The organism is Kribbella sp. NPDC050124, from assembly GCF_044460355.1.
Taxonomy (GTDB): Bacteria; Actinomycetota; Actinomycetes; order Propionibacteriales; family Kribbellaceae; genus Kribbella.
The window spans coordinates 427,557-443,847 of sequence record NZ_JBITJU010000002.1 but is presented as its reverse complement, the minus strand read 5'-3'; the positions used below and the strand labels follow the sequence as shown (position 1 = coordinate 443,847).

18 protein-coding genes are annotated in these 16,291 nt (G+C 69.0%); 7 read left to right on the top strand and 11 right to left on the bottom strand.

From position 1 onward, the window contains the following. Nucleotides 1-7 precede the first annotated feature (7 nt). The gene (locus ACIBL3_RS08975; protein ID WP_396352707.1) at nt 8-574 is read left to right on the top strand and encodes a GNAT family N-acetyltransferase; all 567 of its coding nucleotides are present in this window, start codon (nt 8-10) and stop codon (nt 572-574) included. Continuing rightward, complete coding sequence (locus tag ACIBL3_RS08970) at nt 567-1,061, top strand: HAD family acid phosphatase (RefSeq protein WP_396352706.1); 495 nt, start codon at nt 567-569, stop codon at nt 1,059-1,061. Before ACIBL3_RS08975 ends, ACIBL3_RS08970 begins: the two co-directional genes overlap by 8 nt. A gap of 3 nt (nt 1,062-1,064) precedes the next feature. On the opposite strand, the gene ACIBL3_RS08965 is transcribed toward ACIBL3_RS08970, so the two are convergent. From ACIBL3_RS08965 to ACIBL3_RS08940, 6 genes are all read right to left on the bottom strand, one after another. Further along, nucleotides 1,065-1,730 carry an ABC transporter substrate-binding protein gene (locus tag ACIBL3_RS08965; protein ID WP_396352705.1) on the bottom strand — a complete coding sequence of 222 codons (666 nt, stop codon included), beginning with the start codon at nt 1,728-1,730 and terminating at the stop codon, nt 1,065-1,067. Between the two features lie 60 nt (nt 1,731-1,790). Then, the gene (locus ACIBL3_RS08960; RefSeq protein ID WP_396352870.1) at nt 1,791-2,867 is read right to left on the bottom strand and encodes an ABC transporter ATP-binding protein; all 1,077 of its coding nucleotides are present in this window, start codon (nt 2,865-2,867) and stop codon (nt 1,791-1,793) included. Continuing rightward, a complete protein-coding gene (locus tag ACIBL3_RS08955) occupies nt 2,821-3,819 on the bottom strand; it encodes an ABC transporter ATP-binding protein (RefSeq protein ID WP_396352704.1) in 999 nt (332 codons plus the stop codon). Before ACIBL3_RS08955 ends, ACIBL3_RS08960 begins: the two co-directional genes overlap by 47 nt. After that, entirely contained in the window at nt 3,812-4,810 is a 999-nt protein-coding gene (locus ACIBL3_RS08950; RefSeq protein WP_396352703.1) for an ABC transporter permease, read from the bottom strand. The genes ACIBL3_RS08955 and ACIBL3_RS08950 overlap by 8 nt, the downstream gene beginning before the upstream one ends. After that, complete coding sequence (locus tag ACIBL3_RS08945; protein ID WP_396352702.1) at nt 4,810-5,739, bottom strand: ABC transporter permease; 930 nt, start codon at nt 5,737-5,739, stop codon at nt 4,810-4,812. Before ACIBL3_RS08945 ends, ACIBL3_RS08950 begins: the two co-directional genes overlap by 1 nt. 117 nt (nt 5,740-5,856) lie before the next feature. Next, on the bottom strand, nt 5,857-6,342 hold the full coding sequence (locus tag ACIBL3_RS08940) for a GNAT family N-acetyltransferase (RefSeq protein WP_396352701.1): 486 nt from the start codon (nt 6,340-6,342) through the stop codon (nt 5,857-5,859). 36 nt (nt 6,343-6,378) lie between these two features. Here ACIBL3_RS08940 and ACIBL3_RS08935 point away from each other — a divergent pair, with 36 nt between their 5' ends. Together ACIBL3_RS08935 and ACIBL3_RS08930 are read left to right on the top strand one after the other, a co-directional pair. Further along, nucleotides 6,379-7,041 carry a hypothetical protein gene (locus tag ACIBL3_RS08935; protein ID WP_396352700.1) on the top strand — a complete coding sequence of 221 codons (663 nt, stop codon included), beginning with the start codon at nt 6,379-6,381 and terminating at the stop codon, nt 7,039-7,041. Further along, nucleotides 7,038-7,595 (top strand): helix-turn-helix domain-containing protein, encoded by a 558-nt coding sequence (locus ACIBL3_RS08930; protein ID WP_396352699.1) that lies wholly within the window; start codon nt 7,038-7,040, stop codon nt 7,593-7,595. Before ACIBL3_RS08935 ends, ACIBL3_RS08930 begins: the two co-directional genes overlap by 4 nt. 226 nt (nt 7,596-7,821) lie before the next feature. Here ACIBL3_RS08930 and ACIBL3_RS08925 read toward each other — a convergent pair whose 3' ends face one another. Genes ACIBL3_RS08925 through ACIBL3_RS08915 form a run of 3 tightly spaced genes read right to left on the bottom strand, consistent with a single transcriptional unit; the run spans nt 7,822 to nt 9,687 of the window. Then, nucleotides 7,822-8,460 carry a hypothetical protein gene (locus tag ACIBL3_RS08925; RefSeq protein ID WP_396352698.1) on the bottom strand — a complete coding sequence of 213 codons (639 nt, stop codon included), beginning with the start codon at nt 8,458-8,460 and terminating at the stop codon, nt 7,822-7,824. A gap of 49 nt (nt 8,461-8,509) precedes the next feature. Further along, a complete protein-coding gene (locus tag ACIBL3_RS08920) occupies nt 8,510-9,181 on the bottom strand; it encodes a hypothetical protein (protein ID WP_396352697.1) in 672 nt (223 codons plus the stop codon). Continuing rightward, nucleotides 9,178-9,687, bottom strand: coding sequence for an RNA polymerase sigma factor (locus ACIBL3_RS08915; RefSeq protein WP_396352696.1), 510 nt, complete (start codon nt 9,685-9,687; stop codon nt 9,178-9,180). Before ACIBL3_RS08915 ends, ACIBL3_RS08920 begins: the two co-directional genes overlap by 4 nt. Before the next feature lie 112 nt (nt 9,688-9,799). Between ACIBL3_RS08915 and ACIBL3_RS08910 the strand changes: the two genes are divergently transcribed. Both ACIBL3_RS08910 and ACIBL3_RS08905 read left to right on the top strand, forming a co-directional pair. Next, nucleotides 9,800-11,311 (top strand): TldD/PmbA family protein, encoded by a 1,512-nt coding sequence (locus tag ACIBL3_RS08910; RefSeq protein ID WP_396352695.1) that lies wholly within the window; start codon nt 9,800-9,802, stop codon nt 11,309-11,311. Next, the gene (locus ACIBL3_RS08905; RefSeq protein WP_396352694.1) at nt 11,308-12,717 is read left to right on the top strand and encodes a metallopeptidase TldD-related protein; all 1,410 of its coding nucleotides are present in this window, start codon (nt 11,308-11,310) and stop codon (nt 12,715-12,717) included. Before ACIBL3_RS08910 ends, ACIBL3_RS08905 begins: the two co-directional genes overlap by 4 nt. Before the next feature lie 73 nt (nt 12,718-12,790). Here the strand turns inward: ACIBL3_RS08905 and ACIBL3_RS08900 are convergent, their stop codons facing one another. Both ACIBL3_RS08900 and ACIBL3_RS08895 read right to left on the bottom strand, forming a co-directional pair. After that, the gene (locus tag ACIBL3_RS08900) at nt 12,791-13,216 is read right to left on the bottom strand and encodes a DUF805 domain-containing protein (protein ID WP_396352693.1); all 426 of its coding nucleotides are present in this window, start codon (nt 13,214-13,216) and stop codon (nt 12,791-12,793) included. A gap of 188 nt (nt 13,217-13,404) precedes the next feature. Then, nucleotides 13,405-14,073 carry a class I SAM-dependent methyltransferase gene (locus tag ACIBL3_RS08895; RefSeq protein ID WP_396352692.1) on the bottom strand — a complete coding sequence of 223 codons (669 nt, stop codon included), beginning with the start codon at nt 14,071-14,073 and terminating at the stop codon, nt 13,405-13,407. A 300-nt stretch (nt 14,074-14,373) separates the two neighbouring features. Between ACIBL3_RS08895 and ACIBL3_RS08890 the strand changes: the two genes are divergently transcribed. Continuing rightward, nucleotides 14,374-16,290: an SCO7613 C-terminal domain-containing membrane protein gene (locus ACIBL3_RS08890; protein WP_396352691.1), complete on the top strand. Its 1,917-nt coding sequence runs from the start codon at nt 14,374-14,376 to the stop codon at nt 16,288-16,290. The last annotated feature ends 1 nt before the right edge of the window (nt 16,291 follow it).

Here is a 16,291-nt window from a genome sequence, read left to right as displayed (position 1 = left end):
GTAGACGATGGGCCGCGTGGATGGGTATCTCGAGACCGAGCGTTTGATGCTGCGGCGATTCACCGACGGGGACGTGGAGCTGCTGGCTGGGTTGGACTCGGATCCGGAGGTGATGCGGTTCCTGACCGGTCAGCCGACGCCGCGGGCGGAGATCGAGCGCGTCGTCCTGCCGGAGATCCTGAAGGCGTACGGCGACCACCCGCAGCTCGGTACGTTCGCGGCGCATCAGAAGGCGGACGGCGAGTTCGTCGGGTGGTTCGGGCTGCAGCCGACCAAGGAGCCGCGGACCGTGGACGTCGGTTACCGGCTGAACCGGGTCGCGTGGGGCAAGGGGTACGCGACCGAAGGCACCAAGGCGCTGATCGACAAGGCGTTCGCCGAGCTCGGGATGGAGCGCGTCGTCGCGGACACGATGGCCGTCAACCACCGGTCCCGTGCGGTGATGCGGCGGTCCGGGTTGCGGTTCGTGCGGATCTTCCACGAGCACTTCGACGACCCGCTGCCCGGCACCGAGTTCGGCGAGGTCGAGTACGCCGTCGACCGCCGTACCTGGGAAGCTGGACGACGTGCCTGATCAACGCCCGTACGCCGTCCTGGACATCGACGCGACGTTGTCCGACACCAGTCAGCGGATCCACTTCCTCGAGAAGCGGCCGAAGGACTGGGACTCGTTCTTCGTGCACGCGAAGGAGGACGCGGTCCTCGACGAAGGGCTCGCGGTCGCGACCACGCTGGCGGCCGACCACGAGATCGTCTACCTGACCGGACGGCCCGAGCGGCTGCGGCGGGACACGCTGAAGTGGCTGAAGGACAACGGCTTCCCGGACGGCAAGGTCTACATGCGCGGCAACACCGACCGCCGCCCGTCGGTGACGATGAAGCTCGGCCGGCTGAAGCGGCTGGCCGAGGAGCGCCCGGTCGCCGTCCTGGTCGACGACGACGTGAAGGTGTGCGCGGCCGCCGAGAGGGCCGGGTACACAGTGCTGAGGGCCGACTGGGGACTCGACGCCGAGACCCAGCCGACCCTCTTCGAAGCTCAGGAAGCCGAAGGACGGACCTGAGGACTACTTGCTCAGCCCGACGATCAGCACGTTCGGGTACGGCGGGTAGGGCGGCAGGTAGAAGCTCTGCACCTTGGAGCCGTGCAGGAACGCGTTCCGGGCGTAGATCAGCGGGACGATCGGGGCGTCCTTCATGATCTGCTGGTCCAGCGCGCCCCAGGCCGAGGCTGCCTTGGCCGGGTCCGACTCGGCCGTGGCCGCGTTGATCGCGGCGTCCACTGCAGGGTTGGAGTACCGCGAGATGTTGTAGCCGCCGTTGCCGGCCTCCGAGGACGCGAACAACGGCTGGATGTTGCCGAGCGCGCTCGGGTAGTCGGGCAGCCAGCTCCCCACGGTCAGGTCGAAGTCGGGCTTGTTGCCGGTGATCAGGTCGGTCAGCGGCTCGTACTCCAGCGGCTTCAGGGTGACCGTGATGCCAGCCCGCTTGAGACCCTGCTGAATCGCCTGGGCGACGGCTAGCTTGGTCGACTCGTTCTCCGTGGCCAGGACCAGGTTGAGGTTGCTCACCCCGGCCGCCGCAAGCATCGACTTGGCCTTCTCCGGGTCGCCCTGCGGCGGCGCCTGGTACAGGTCGTACTTCTGGTAGCCCTCGATGCCCGGCGATCTCCTTGCTGGTGCTGAGGACGTGGAACGTGCCGCCTGCCTCGGCTGCCGCCGTGGTGCCAGCACCGCTGCTGGTCGACTGACTATTGGCGTTGCAGGCGGCGACCGCCAACGCCAGTGCGGCCGCTACCGCGACCGCTCTTGTGATGCGCTCCATAGTGTCCTCTCAGAGGTGGGGGGCTCAGGGAAGTAGCAGGCGGCCCGGTGTTCGGCGCGGTGTTCGGCCCTGTGTTCGGCGGTGCCCTCGACGGGTTCGAGCACCGGCCGTTTCGTCGCACAGACGTCCTCGGCCCGGTAGCAGCGGGTCCGGAACGGGCACCCGGACGGCGGATCGATCGGCGTCGGCACATCGCCGGACAGCACGATCCGATCCCGCTCGATCCCGGGAGCAGGCACGGGTACGGCGGACAGCAGGGCCTTCGTGTATGGATGCGCCGGGGCCGAGTACACCTGGGCCGCCGGTCCCTCCTCCACGATCGTGCCGAGGTACATGACGGCCACCCGGCTCGCCACCTGCCGTACGACGGCCAGGTCGTGAGCGACCAGCACATACGACAGGCCGAGCTCGTCGCGGAGGTCGGCGAGCAGGTTCAGCACCTGCGCCTGCACGGACACGTCGAGGGCGGAGACCGGCTCGTCGCAGATGAGCAGATCGGGCTTCACCGACAGGGCTCGCGCGATCCCGATGCGCTGGCGCTGACCGCCGGAGAATTCATGCGGGTAACGCTCGAGGTGTTCCTCCGACAGCCCGACCTGCTGGAGCAGCTCGACGAGTTGGGCGCGGGTCGGACGAACGCCTTGCGCGCGGAACGGCATGGTCAGGATCGTGCCGACCGACTGCCGCGGGTTGAGCGAGGCCTGTGGATCCTGGAACACCATCTGGATCTTGCGCCGTACCGGCCGCAGCTTGCGCCCGCTGACCTTCGTGACGTCCTGGCCGCCGATCGCGACCCGGCCGGCGGTCGGGTCGAGCAGTCGGGTCGCAACCCGGGCCAGCGTCGACTTGCCGGAGCCGGACTCGCCGACCAGTCCGACCGTCTCGCCCTTGCGGACGACGAAGTCGACACCGTCGACAGCCTTCACCGAACGGCCGGACCGCCACGGTGCGCCGCGCAGGCCGAAGTACTTCCGGACTCCGTCGAGGCGAAGCAGTTCCTCAGACGTCGGACGGCCTCCGTCCCAGGTGGCAGGCGGCCTCGTGATCGCCTTCGCCCGGTCGCTGCGTCAACTCGGGGCGTTCGGTGATGCAGCGCTCGCCGACCCGCTCGGTGTAGGCACACCGCGCCTGGAACGGGCATCCGGTGGTGATGGACCCGGGCGACGGCGGACTGCCCGGGATCGTGGTCAGTCGCGGCTTCGGTGGTACGTCGACCCGCGGCATCGCACCGAGCAAACCAAGGCTGTACGGGTGCGCCGCCCGCTGGAACAGGTCGCGGACCGTGCCCCGCTCGGCCGCGCGTCCGGCGTACATGACCAGGACGTCGTCGGCCGTCTCCGCGACCACCCCGAGATCGTGCGAGATCAGGACGAGCGCCGTACCGAACTCCGCCTGAACATCCTCCAGCAGCCGCATGATCTGCGCCTGCACGGTGACGTCGAGGGCGGTGGTCGGCTCGTCCGCGATCAGCACCTTCGGGTTGTTCACCAGGGCCATGGCAATCACGACCCGCTGCCGCATTCCCCCGGAGAACTCGTGCGGGTAGTCGTTCGCCCGGCGGGCCGCGGCCGGGATGCCGACCTGGTCGAGCATCTCGACCGCGCGCCGGCGGGCCTCCTTCTTGGGCACGTCGTGGTGCAGGCGGTACGCCTCGGCGACCTGCCAGCCGACGCTGTAGTACGGGTTGAGCGCGGACAACGCGTCCTGGAAGACCAGAGCGATGTCGTTGCCGCGGACGCTCCGGAGCTCCTCGCTGGACCTGCCGACGAGCTCGCGCCCGTCGAGCAGCACCTCGCCCTTGACGTCGGCGTTCGCCGGAAGCAAACCCATCACGGCCGCCGAGCTGACACTCTTGCCCGAGCCTGACTCGCCCACGATCGCGAGCGTCTTGCCGGGCGCGACCGCGAAGTCGATCCCGTCGACGGCCGGGACCAGGCCGTTCTCGGTCCGGAACGTCACGTGCAGGTCGTGCACCTCCAGCACCGGCCGGTCAGCCATGGCTGACCCTCGGGTCGAGCGCTCCATGCACGATGTCCACCACCAGGTTCGCGAGGATGATCAGGAAGGCCGAGAACAGCGTCGTGCCGACCACCACGGCGACGTCCAGCTGGCCGACAGCGCTGATCAGCAACTCGCCGAGGCCCTGCATGGAGAACACCTTCTCGGTCAGGATCGCGCCGCCGAGCAGACCGCCGAGGTCGAGACCGAACAGCGTCACGATCGGCACCAGCGCGCCGCGCAGCCCGTGCGTCAGGACGACCCGCGCTTCGCCCGCGCCCTTGGCCCGGGCGGTGGTGATGTGGTCGAGGTTCAGCTCCTCGAGCATCTGGGCGCGAGTGAGCCTGATGTACGCCGCCGCCTGCAGCAGCGCGAGTACCAGCCAGGGCGTGATCAGGTGCCAGGCCCAGTCGACCGGGCTCTCGGTGAGCGCGACGTACCCGTTCACCGGGACCATGTTGAGCCAGAACCCGAACACCAGGATGGCCAGCAGACCGACCAGGAACGAGGGTGACGCGACCCCGATCAGCGCGAAGCCGACAGCCAGGCGATCGGCCAGCTTGCCTCGCTTCAGCGCGGCGACCACACCGAGCGAGACACCGACGAGCAGCCAGAGTACGGCGGCGCCGATCGCGATCGATGCGGTCACCGGCAGGCGTTCCAGGATCAGCGTGGTGACCGGACGGGCCAGCGGGAACGAGTACCCGAAGCAGGGCGCGTTGCAATGGACCGCGGCCGCGCCCTCGCCGAACGTTCGGCCGGCGAAGATGCCCTTGAGGAAGTTCACGTACTGCTGGATCGTGCTCTGGTCCAGCTGCATGAAGTGCCGCGCCTGCTCGAGCCGATCCGGCGTACACGGCTTGCCACACGCGAGGTGGGCCGGGTCGGCCGGGATCGCGTAGAAGATCAGGTAGACGGCGAGGCTCAGCGCGAGCATCACCAGGACGGTGGCAGCGAGCCGCCGTACGACGAACCAGGCGAGGTCCGGCATCAGTTCGCCCTCCGCAGCCGGACGTCGAAGGCGTCCCGGACCCCGTCACCGAGCAGGGTGAACCCGAGGACGGCGAAGAACAGCGCGACCCCCGGGAAGACCAGGAACCACGGATCCGCGCCGGTGTAGACCCAGGCGATCGAGTCGGAGATGGACCGGCCGAGGCTCGGTGTCGGTGGTGGCACGCCGACCCCCAGGAAGGACAGCGCGGCCTCGGCGCCGATGTAGCCCGGGATCGCGAGCGTCGCGATGACCAGGACCGGGCCCAGCAGATTCGGCAGTAGCTCGCGGGCGATCACGTGCCAGCCACTCGAGCCCACACTGCGGGCTGCTTCGACAAACTCGCGGTTGACCAGCGAGCGGGCCTGGTTGCGGATCAGCCGGGCCAGGGTCGCCCAGCCGAACACGCTGAGCACCCCGCACAGCAGCAGCGACCGCGGCACGCTGGCCGGCACAACGATGCCCAGGGCAATCATGAAGACCAGTTGCGGGAAGCCGAACAGGAAGTCGAGCAGGCGCGAGACGAGCGCGTCGAACCAGCCGCCGAAGTACGCCGCGCTGATGCCGACCAGGGTGCCGATCACGGTGGTGACGACGGTGACCACTATCGCGATCACCAGCGAGGTACGCAGGCCGAGCACCACGATCGAGAACAGGTCGCGACCGGTCAGAGGCTCGACCCCGAACCAGTGGTCGGCGCTCACGCCGCCCATCGATCCTTTCGGCGCGTTGCCGCGGGCCGGATCGAGCAGGTCGATGTGGTACGTGTACGCGTCCTGCCCGGCCAACTTGACCAGCAACGGCGCCACGGCGGCGACCACGATCAGCACGGCGACGATCGCCACTCCGAGGCGGGCGCTGCGATCCCGACGTACCCGGCGCAACGCTTGCCGGGTCGGCGAAACGGTCCCGGCGACCGACGAACTCACAAGCACTCCTGACGGGTCGATGCATGCAGCCGACAAACGGTAGGCCGCATCCTCCCACCAGCCAGTGCCATCTCGAATCCCGAGAAATCCAACTCGGGAACTCCAGATTCAGCTATCTCAGAGCGGCAGCTGGTACCGGCTCACCCAGACCATCGGGCCGCCGATCCGGACATCGCCGTGATGCTGGAAACCCCGGGCCTCGTAGTAGGACCGGAGCCGGCTGTTCGATCCGACGCAATCGAGCCGCAGGTAGGCGCAGCCGAGTGCAGTGCTGGTCGCAGCAGCCCAGTCGAGGAGCGCCGCCCCCAGACCGCTCGCCGACCGACGGACCGCCATCCGGTGCACGTAGCCCGCCATACCGTCGACGTCTTCCCACAACGGATCGTCCCAGTCGAGCGTGATCGTTCCGGCGACCTCGCCGTCGATCCGCGCCAGCCAGGTCTCGCCGTCCTCGATCGCCGGCTCGACCCACGCGGGCTTGAAGCTGTCGGGCCACTGCTCGATCCCCGATTCCCGCAGCCAGGCGGCGGCTTCGTCCAGGACGGCGAGGACGTCGACGAGCTCGTCCGGCGCTGCGGGTTGAAGGGTCAGCTTCTTCTGCACGAGTGTCAGCATAACTGCGTTTGATATAGTGAACATATGGTTCATCAGATTGCCCCGGCGGTTCAGCATCCGATCTACCTCGAGGACAGCTACCTGACCGAGGTGGTGACGCGGGTCCTCAGCGCCGGAGAGGCCGGGGTTGCCGTGCGGGACAACCTGTTCCATCCGCAGGGTGGCGGGCAGCCGGCGGACCGCGGATGGATCGGCGATGTCGAAGGTGTGCCAGTCCGAGGCGACGCCGGGTTGGTCTACCTGGCTGGGCCGACCGGGCTGGCCGAGGGGGACGTCGTACGGGCGCGGGTTGATGCTGAGGCTCGGCTGTTGCACGCGGCTCTGCACACCGCGGGGCATGTGGTCGACGGAGTTGCTCGTGGCCTGGGGTGGACGTGGGCGGGCAACAACCACTTCCCTGGGCAGGCTCGCATCGAGTTCACCGCACCGGAAGGCTTCGACCTGACCGATGCCGCGTCGCAGATCCAGGCCGGTGTGGACGCGGCGGTCGCTGCAGATCTGACCGTCACTGCGACCGAGCGAGACGGGCTGCGGGTCGTACGGGTTGGGGACTTGCACGAGGCACCTTGTGGGGGCACGCACGTACGCAGCCTCGCGGATCTGGCGTCCGTCACTGTCTCTGGCGTCAAGGTGAAGAAGGGACGCATCCGCGTGTCCTACACGGCGACCCATCGGCCGCTGCGGTGACGCGGTCGGTCAGCAGTGCGGCTGCGGCGGCCGGTCTGCAGGTACTGCGGCGCCGTCAGCAGCGCGGGATGAGTCAGGCCGAGCTGGCACGGCGGACCGGTCTGAGCAAGGCGACTCTGTCCCAACTGGAGGCCGGTACCAGCAATCCGACGATCGACACCCTCGACGCGATCGCAGTCGCTTTGGCACTCCCCCTCACTGACCTGCTGACTCGCCCTGCCGACACCGGCACGCTGCACCTGCAGGCGACCAAGGCTGACGCCGACGGACCGACCAGAGAGCTGCTCCGACGAATCAGTGGCGGCAACAGCCTGGAGATCTGGCGGCTCCGCCTGCCACCGAACACCACGGTTGAAGGCGTCCCGCACGCCCCGGGCACGAACGAACACCTGCTCGTTGCCGCGGGCCAACTGGCGGCCGGACCGTCCGGTGATCTCCGCCAACTCGGGCAGGGCGATCTGCTGGCCTTCGCCGGCGACGCACCGCACGGCTACCACACCAACGGCAGCTCGGCCGACGTGACAGTCGTCATCGCCTCCCCCGTGCAGGCCTGAAACCGTGTAGGCCTGAAACTCGGTGGAGCCGCGCTGCCGGCCAGCGGACACTGGGCCAATGGCAATCGACGCGGCGGAGGTCGCACGGCAACTGGTGGACGAGGAGTATCCGGACGCGCGGGCAGCGTGGCTCGGCGGCAGCGTCGTACGCGGCGACGCCTCCTCGACCAGCACGGAGGGAGGCTGTTCGCGGGGTTCGAGTTGGCGGCTCAGCCGGTCTGACTGCTCACTCGGCGTCGACCAGCTGCCAGTCCCGACGCTTGGGCAGCATGCGTACGGCGATCACCGCCACCACTGCGCCGAGCAGGAAGCCGGGGATGGTCCAGCGCCAGCCGGTGAAGAAGCCCGTGGTCTCGGCCACGGCTGCTTCCGCCGTTGGTTCCTCGGCCGCGGGAGCCGCGTCGACCTGCCCGTAGGAGTCGGTCGGACCGCCCCAGGCGTCGCCGTCGAGCAGCTTCATGGAGCCCAGGAGCTTCAGCAGCGCCACGCGGTCGGTGGCGGTGTGCCAGACGGGCTTCTCCGGCAGTGTGCTGCCGTCCAGCGACGCCCTGGTCGCGATCCAGGGGCCACCAGGAGCATCCGGGTAGATGATGTCGACGCGCCAGACCGACATGTCGTGGATCAGCCAGGTGGCACGGACGAACCGGCCGACCTCGTGCGGCTCCTTGCCGACCGGGTCGCGTGCTCCGCTGACGTCGGTCAATCGCTGGAGTTCGGCGTACTCGCCGTCCTCGTAGCCGACGGCAACCACTGTCGGCGGGCTGCTGAGCACCACGCTGGTCGGCCCGCCGGCTTGGACGGGCGCGGCTCCGAGCGCGGCGACAGCCAACAGGGCGATGCAGAACGCAAGAGTACGGCGGACCATGGCAGCCCTCCCCTGGGAACGATGACTACCTCTGGTACACCGCCGACGGCTACGAGGTTCCCTGAGCGAGCCGGATCGCGCGTTCCTTGTCGGCGACCCCTTCCAGCCGGAACGTGACACCGCTGTCCACCCAGACCAGTGTCGGACCGGCCACGCGGACGCGCCGTTCGGTCCCGGTGGCCTCCTCCAGGACTAGCTCGTGCGGCCCGTCGAACCAGTAGCCGTTGAGCTCCGTCACCTCCTGCAGGCTGCTGTAGTACTTCTTCACGTAGAGCGGCGACACCTCGGCGCGGAACTGCTCCAGCCGTACGCCGGTCCAGCCGACAGCCACGAAGCCCGGTGAGGCTTCGACACCCGCCGGTGCGCCCAGTTCAGCAGGCACGCCGGGCTTGAACCCCGCGATGCGCTGCGCTTCCGCCAGCGACAGCTGCCCAGTGACCGACGGCAGTGTCGGCGCACTGGTCGGTGCACTCGCGACAGGTTGGGCCCGCACTCCCCCGATGTTGAGCCACTCCGCGACGGTCGCCCGGACTGGTGGCGTGGCGACCGCACCTGCGACCAGCACGAGGAACAGGGCCAGGAATGTGCGCCAGCGGTCCCGCAGTGAGCGCCTGATCGGCATGTCGGCCACCCGGGTGAGCACAGCTGCCGTCAGGCCGTCGTCCACCGGAGGCACGACAGCAGACTGGCCGAGAGCCCTCAGCTCGTCGTCCAAGTTCATCGCTGCACCTCCTTGTCAGGTAGCGAGTCCCGCAGGCGGCCCAATGCTCGGTGCAGGCGGGACTTGACCGTCCCACGCGGCCAGCCGAGCACCACGGCCGTCTCCTGCTCGTCCAGGTCCAACAGGTAGCGGCAGGTGACCACCAGGCGGAACGGCTCGGGCAGCTCCCGCACGGCCGCCAGCAGCTCCTGTCGCCGCTCCAGCGACACCGCCTGGTCTGCCGGGTCCAGTACGACGTCCTGCGGCGCGGCGAGCTCCTCGCGGTGAGACCGGCGGCTGCGCGACCGCAGTACGTTCCGCGTCTCGTTGGCCACGATCCGCAGCAACCAGGGCCGGAAGGCGGCACCGGTCCGGAAGCTCCCGAGTGCCCGGTACGCCTTGACGAACGCCTCCTGCACCACGTCGTCCGCGTCCGCACCGGCTCCGAGGAACACCGCCGTACGCTTCGCCACCTGGGCATGCAGCACCACCAGCTCGCCGTACGCGGCAGACTCCCCACCCCGCACCCGAGCCAAAATCTCCGCCTCGCCGCTCCCGCTGATCGCGCCTCCTGGTCAACCTGCTGACATTGTGACTACACCGCAGGCGCACAGCAGGTTCCGTGTATAGGGTCGTGATGTGCCAGAAGTTGATGCGAGTTTTCTCGCCCTGCCCCGTCATGAGCTTGCCGAGGCCGCCCTGCAGCGGGCCAAGGACCTCGGCGCCACGTTCGCCGAGTTCCGGCTGGAGCGGATCCGGTCGGAGTCGATCTCCCTGCGCGACAGCCAGCTGGAGAACGCCCAGGACGACGAGGACCTCGGCCTCGCGGTCCGGGTGATCCACGACGGCACCTGGGGGTTCGCCGCCGGCGTCGCGCTGACCAAGGACGAGGCCGTCCAGGTCGCCGAGCAGGCCGTGAACATGGCCCAGGTGTCCCGGCCGATCAACGCCGAGACCATCGAGCTGGCCGGCGAGCCCGTCTATAAGAGCGCCACCTGGGTGTCGTCGTACGAGATCGATCCGTTCAGCGTGCCGCGCGCGGAGAAGGTCGCGCTGCTCACCGACTACAGCGACCGGCTGCTCAACGCCGACGGCGTCGACCACGTGAGCGTCAGCGTCGCCTCGATCCACGAGTGCAAGTACTACGCGAACTCCGCCGGTACGTCGTACACCCAGCAACGGGTCCGGATCGGCCCGAAGCTCACCGCGCACGCCGTGCAGGCCGACCGCTTCGACTCCATGAGCACCTGCGCGCCGCCCGCCGGCCGCGGCTGGGAGTACATGACCGGCACCGGCTGGAACTGGGACGAGGAGCTGGCCCAGCTGCCCGGCTGGCTGGCCGAGAAGATGGCCGCACCGACCGTGGAGGCCGGCGTCTACGACCTGGTGATCGACCCGACCAACCTCTGGCTCACCATCCACGAGTCGATCGGCCACGCCACCGAGCTCGACCGCGCGCTCGGCTACGAGGCCAACTACGCCGGCACCAGCTTCGCCACCACCGACAAGCTCGGCACCCTGCAGTACGGATCGCCGATCATGCACGTCACCGGCGACCGCACCGCCGAGCACGGCCTGTCCACCGTCGGGTACGACGACGAGGGCGTGGCCGGCCAGCAGTGGGACCTGGTCAAGGACGGCGTCCTGGTCGGCTACCAGGTCGACCGCCGGATGGCCAAGGTCAACGAGGGCCTGCTCGGCACCCCGCGGTCCAACGGCTGCGCGTACGCCGACTCGTCCGGCCACATCCCGATCCAGCGGATGGCCAACGTCTCGCTGCAGCCGGCGCCCGACGGCCCGTCCACCGAGGAGCTCATCTCCCGGGTGCAGAACGGCATCTACATCGTCGGCGACAAGTCCTGGTCGATCGACATGCAGCGGTACAACTTCCAGTTCACCGGCCAGCGGTTCTACAAGATCACCGACGGCAGGCTGGACGGCCAGGTCCGGGACGTCGCGTACCAGGCGACCACCACGGACTTCTGGGGCTCGATGGAGGCCATCGGCGGCCCGCAGACGTACGTCCTCGGCGGCGCGCTGAACTGCGGCAAGGCCCAGCCCGGCCAGAGCGGCGCGGTCAGCCACGGCTGCCCGTCCGCCCTGTTCCGCAGCGTCCGCATTCTCAACACCACGCAGGAGGCCGGCCGGTGACGACCGCCATTCAGCTCACCCCGCAGGACACCATCGAGCGGGGTCTCGCCCTGGCCGCGGCCGAGGGCGCCGACGGCTGCGTCGTCATCGTCACCGAGACGTCCAGCACGAACCTGCGCTGGGCCAACAACACCCTGACCACCAACGGCGCCATGCACGGCTCCAGCGTGACCGTGATCGCGACCGTCGGAGCCGGCGAGGGTACGGCGGCCGGAGTCGTCGGCCGGTCCTCGGTCACCGACAAGTCGTTGCGGGACATCGTCTCGGCCGCGGTCGCGACCGCCCGGGCGTCGAGCCCGGCCGAGGACGCCCGTCCGCTGGTGGACGGCTCCGCCGGCGCGGACTGGGACGCCGAGCCCGAGGAGACCTCGGTCAGCGTGTACGAGAAGTTCGCGCCCGCCCTCGGCGACACGCTCAAGCGGGCCGGCCACGAGAACCGCTGGCTCTACGGCTTCGCGGACCACCAGGTCATGACCGTGTACGTCGGTTCGTCCGCCGGACTGCGGTTGCGCCAGGCACTCCCCCGCGGGTACGTCACCGCGACCGGCAAGTCGGGTGACCTCAGCCAGTCCGCCTGGGTCGGCGCCGCCACCCGCGACTTCACCGACATCGACGCGCACGCGATCGACGCCGAGTTGACCCGTCGCCTCGGTTGGGCGCGCCGGACGGTTTCGGTGGAGGCCGGCCGGCACGCGACCGTGTTGCCACCGGCTGCCGTTGCGGACCTTACGACGTACCTCTATTGGTGCCTGGACGGGCGGGAGGCGTTCGAGGGGCGCAGCGTGTTCGCCAATCCGTCAGGTGGAACGCGAGTGGGTGACGTGCTGTCGTCGCAGCCGGTGCATCTGCGGTCGGACCCGCAGCTACCCGGGCTGGAGACGTTCCCGTTCGCGGTGGCCCGGTCGTCCGGTGGCTCGTCCAGCGTGTTCGACAACGGGCTCACACTGAGCGCGACGGACTGGATCCGCAGCGGCAAACTCGAGGCGCTGATGACCAGCCGGCACACCGCCGACCTGATCGGTGCGCAGACCGTGACGCCGGACATCGACAACTACGTGCTGACCGTCGACGGCGCGAGCGGGTCCACCGACGACCTGGTCGCCGGGCTCGACCACGGGCTGCTGCTGACCTGCCTGTGGTACATCCGGATGGTCGATCCGCAGACCCTGCTGCTTACCGGACTGACCCGCGACGGCGTCTACCTGGTCGAGGACGGCGAGGTGACCGGTGCCGTGAACAACTTCCGGTTCAACGAGAGCCCGGTCGACCTGCTGGCCCGGTTCACCAAGGCCGGTGCGACCGTGCCGTCGTTCTCGCGCGAGTGGGGTGACTACTTCTCCCGGACCGCGACGCCGCCGCTGCTCGTGCCGGACTTCAACATGTCGACGGTCAGCCAGGCCAGCTGATTCTTGTCCACCGGACAGCACGACGCCCCGCGAACCTGAGTTCGCGGGGCGTCGTCAGCTCTGAACGGGCAGCTCAGACCGTCGGGTAGCCCGGCTCGGCCGGACCGCCCGGCTGGCCGAAGCCCTGGCCGCGCTCGGCGGCCTTCGGGTCGGGGCCGTGCTGGTTGTCGCCGACGGTGCCCTCCTGGGCGGCCAGCACGATGAACCAGATGAAACCGACACACGGGATCAGGTTGATCAGGATCCACCAGCCGCTGCGGTTGGTGTCGTGCATCCGGCGGATGCCCACGCCGATGGACGGCAGCAGCACCGCCAGGCTGTAGATCGAGCTGATCACACCCGAGTTCGCCGCGCCGTACGTCGTCCCGATCACGTTGTCGACGATGCTCAGGATGATCGACACGATCACGTTGAAGAGTACGAACATCCAGTACTCTTTGCGCCGGGCTCGCCCGTCGAACACGGCGTACTTCTTGAGGACCTCGATGTACCACTGCATTGCTGATTCTCCGATGGTCGAATGTGAGACGCGGACAGAGCCTGTCGGAACCGGTCGGGTTCGTCAATGCAACTTTTCGCTTTGGTGACCACACCGCAACCTGGCACGCCGCAGCTAGAGTGAACTTCACCTTTTCGGAACCGGGTACTGCTAGAGCCGGCTTCAGCTTCCCCATGGAGAGTGCTGAATCAGCTTGCTGGGTTGGGTTTCGCGAGCGCGACCCGCCACAGTTGGCGCGGCCCTTCGGCGTACGACGTGATGTCGTCGACCCGCCAGCGGTCGGCCAACTCGCGAATCAGCGCCTCGTCGAAGAACCGGCCGGCGAACCCGTCGTGCTCCGACAGCCCGTCCTCGAGCGGTTGCCAACGGCCCGAACACGAGTCATCGACTGACCACACGGCGTACACGAACAGGCCGCCCGGGCGCAGGACGCGGTGGATCTCACCGACCAGTGCGCGGAGCTCGGCGCGTGCGAACGCCATGTTCAGCAGGAGGTTCGCGAACACCGCGTTGACCGTCGCGTCAGCCGGCGGTAGCGGATCGCGGACGTCGTGCAGCGCCGCCGTGACGCGGTCGTCGAGGCCCTCACGCTGCGCATCCAGCCGCAGCTGGTCGAGCGCGGACTCGGAGAAGTCGGTGGCGTGCACGCTGAATCCCTGCTGCGCCAGGAAGAGCGCGTCGCGCCCCTGGCCGGCGCCCAGCTCCAGGACGTCATCGATGCCTGCGGCACCGAATGCCCCGGCAGCCCAGCGCGCGGCCGCGGACGGTTCCGTCCCGTGCAGGTGCGGCTGCAGCTCGTACGCCGTCTGCCAGCGTTCCTGCTGAGCCCTCGCGAGCTCGACATGCCCAGTGTTCATGGTGCTCCCCGTGTTCGTCACGCCGGTCTGGACGACCGGCAGACCGCAGCAGCCTACGTCACGAATTGAGTAGACGTACTCACGCGGGCGCCCGTTCCGGGTCGCGATAGTGAGGTGAGACTCAGGAGGAATGCCATGAACCCGCAGGTTTCCGCCCCGCTGGAGTGCCCGGCTTGTCACACACTGCTACACCTCACGGTGGAAGCACCCCCACAGTCCGTGGCCAGCTACCCACCTGCACCTTCCTACCCACCGCCTCCGCCGCGTGGGATCCCGGCGCCTGTGTACACGCCGCCGCCGATGCGCCGGCCGGCCACCACCTTCCAGCAGCCGCTCCCACCACCACCTCAGCCAGTACGGCGTCCCGCACCGCCACGCCGCCGGCTGAGTCCACAGGCCACCTTGCTCAGCCTCGGCGTACTCCTGCTGCTCGCGGCAGGCGTCACCTTCCTCGCGGTCAACTGGGACAGCCTGCCCGTCGGTGCGCAAGCCGGCATCATCGGCACCCTCGCCGCTCTCGCCTTCGCCGGCGCCGTTCCCGCGAGCCGCACCTCGCTAGCCGCGTCAGCCGAAGCCCTCGGCATCCTCGGCTCCGGTCTCCTCATCCTCGACCTGTACGGCGCCCGCGCCCTCGGACTGTTCTCCGCCGAGACCGTCGACGATCTCACGTACAGCGCGATCGTCTTCGCTGCCGTTGCCCTGATCAACCTCCTGATGACCCGGCCGGCGCCGAAGGTCGTCACGTTCGGCGTCACCACAGTCATCGCCGGCCAACTCCCGCTTCCGCTGGTCCTCGCCGACCGCGTCAGCCTGCCCTGGCTGCTCGCGGCTCTGCTCGCCCAGGTGGTCGCCACGCTCATCCTGTCGGCGAAGGGTACGGCGATCGTCCGCCGAACCGGTGAGATCACGTCGGCCGTCGTCTTCTGCGGCATCCTCGTCAGCGGCATGGTCCGGACCTTCACCGCGCTGCTGTCCAGCTACTCCGTGGACTTCACTCGCACCGTCGGAACGTCGTTCATCGCGCCACTCGCGACCGTCGTCGCCACCACCGTGGTGGTCTGTGTCGCCGCGCTCACCGGCGTCCTCATCCTGCGGAAGCGGCCGCTGCCCGCATCGATCACCCAGGGCCTCGGCGAGGCAGTCTGCGCTGCCGCCGCCGGCTTCGTGGTCGCGACGTGTCTGCCGCAGATCCCCGGACCGGGTCGCTGGCTGACCACGGGGCTCTTCGCAGCGCTCGGATTCGCGGTGGTCCTGCGAGGTCGCCGTACCGGAACGCTCTCGTTGCTCCTGCACCCCGCGACGATCACCGTTGCCTTGGTCAATCTCCTGTTCTGCTTGTGGCAGGCGGATGTCCGGCAACTCGGGTTCATCGCCGGCATCGTCGCCGTACTGGCCGTCTTCGCCGCGCTGCGCAAGGTGGTCGACGCCGTCCCAGCCACGGGGGTGGCGAGTGCGGGCGCGCAGTTCGCCGTCGTGATGTTCGTGCTGGACGAGTTCATCGGCCTGTGGGCGGGGGCAGTCAGCCTGGCGGTCATCGGAGCGTGCGGCATCGGCCTTGCCTGCCGGTACATCGGTCAGCCGCTCGAGCGCACATTGATGTGGTCGTCGGCGAGCGCCGTACTGGTCGCTGAGGTTGTCGCGGTGATGGTGTCCACGGACGCCGCCACCGGGGTCGTGCTCACGATCGCCGCCGCGCCGCTGGTTGCGTACGGCATGAACCAGGTACGGCGCCCCGCCCTGCTGGTGGCCGGCCTGCTGCTGATCGTCGCCAACACCGCCTTCGTCCTGGCCGCCGGCGGCACCACGATCGAGTGGTTCACTGTCCCGCCCGCGATCGTGATGATCGCGATCGGCGTCCTGGCCTGGCGCGACCAGCCCAGCTGGGTCTTCCTCGGCCCCGGCCTCCTGATCGGCCTGGTCCCCTCCGCCCTGATTGCCGACGGCAACGACAGCTGGATCCGCGTCACGCTCGTCGTAGCCGCCGCCCTCACCGTCATCGTCCTGGGCGCCCAACTAGGCCTCCAGGCCCCCTTCGTCATCGGCGCCGCCGTCCTGGCCAAAGTCGGCATCTGGCAATTCCTCGAGGTGGCCCCCTTGATCCCCCGCTGGATCACCCTAGGCACAGCCGGCGCCACCCTCCTCGCCGTCGGCGCCACCTACGAACGCCGCCTGACCCAAGCCAAACAAGCCGCCCACTGGCTCACCGCCCTCCGCTGAC

Coding starts and splice junctions, on each gene's coding strand:
- ACIBL3_RS08975 (WP_396352707.1), top strand. CDS start 8: ATGGGCCGCGTGGATGGGTATCTCGAGACCGAGCGTTTGATGCTGCGG.
- ACIBL3_RS08955 (WP_396352704.1), bottom strand. CDS start 3,819: ATGGCTGACCGGCCGGTGCTGGAGGTGCACGACCTGCACGTGACGTTC.
- ACIBL3_RS08950 (WP_396352703.1), bottom strand. CDS start 4,810: ATGCCGGACCTCGCCTGGTTCGTCGTACGGCGGCTCGCTGCCACCGTC.
- ACIBL3_RS08935 (WP_396352700.1), top strand. CDS start 6,379: ATGGTTCATCAGATTGCCCCGGCGGTTCAGCATCCGATCTACCTCGAG.
- ACIBL3_RS08925 (WP_396352698.1), bottom strand. CDS start 8,460: ATGGTCCGCCGTACTCTTGCGTTCTGCATCGCCCTGTTGGCTGTCGCC.
- ACIBL3_RS08920 (WP_396352697.1), bottom strand. CDS start 9,181: ATGAACTTGGACGACGAGCTGAGGGCTCTCGGCCAGTCTGCTGTCGTG.
- ACIBL3_RS08900 (WP_396352693.1), bottom strand. CDS start 13,216: ATGCAGTGGTACATCGAGGTCCTCAAGAAGTACGCCGTGTTCGACGGG.
- ACIBL3_RS08895 (WP_396352692.1), bottom strand. CDS start 14,073: ATGAACACTGGGCATGTCGAGCTCGCGAGGGCTCAGCAGGAACGCTGG.
- ACIBL3_RS08890 (WP_396352691.1), top strand. CDS start 14,374: ATGCGCCGGCCGGCCACCACCTTCCAGCAGCCGCTCCCACCACCACCT.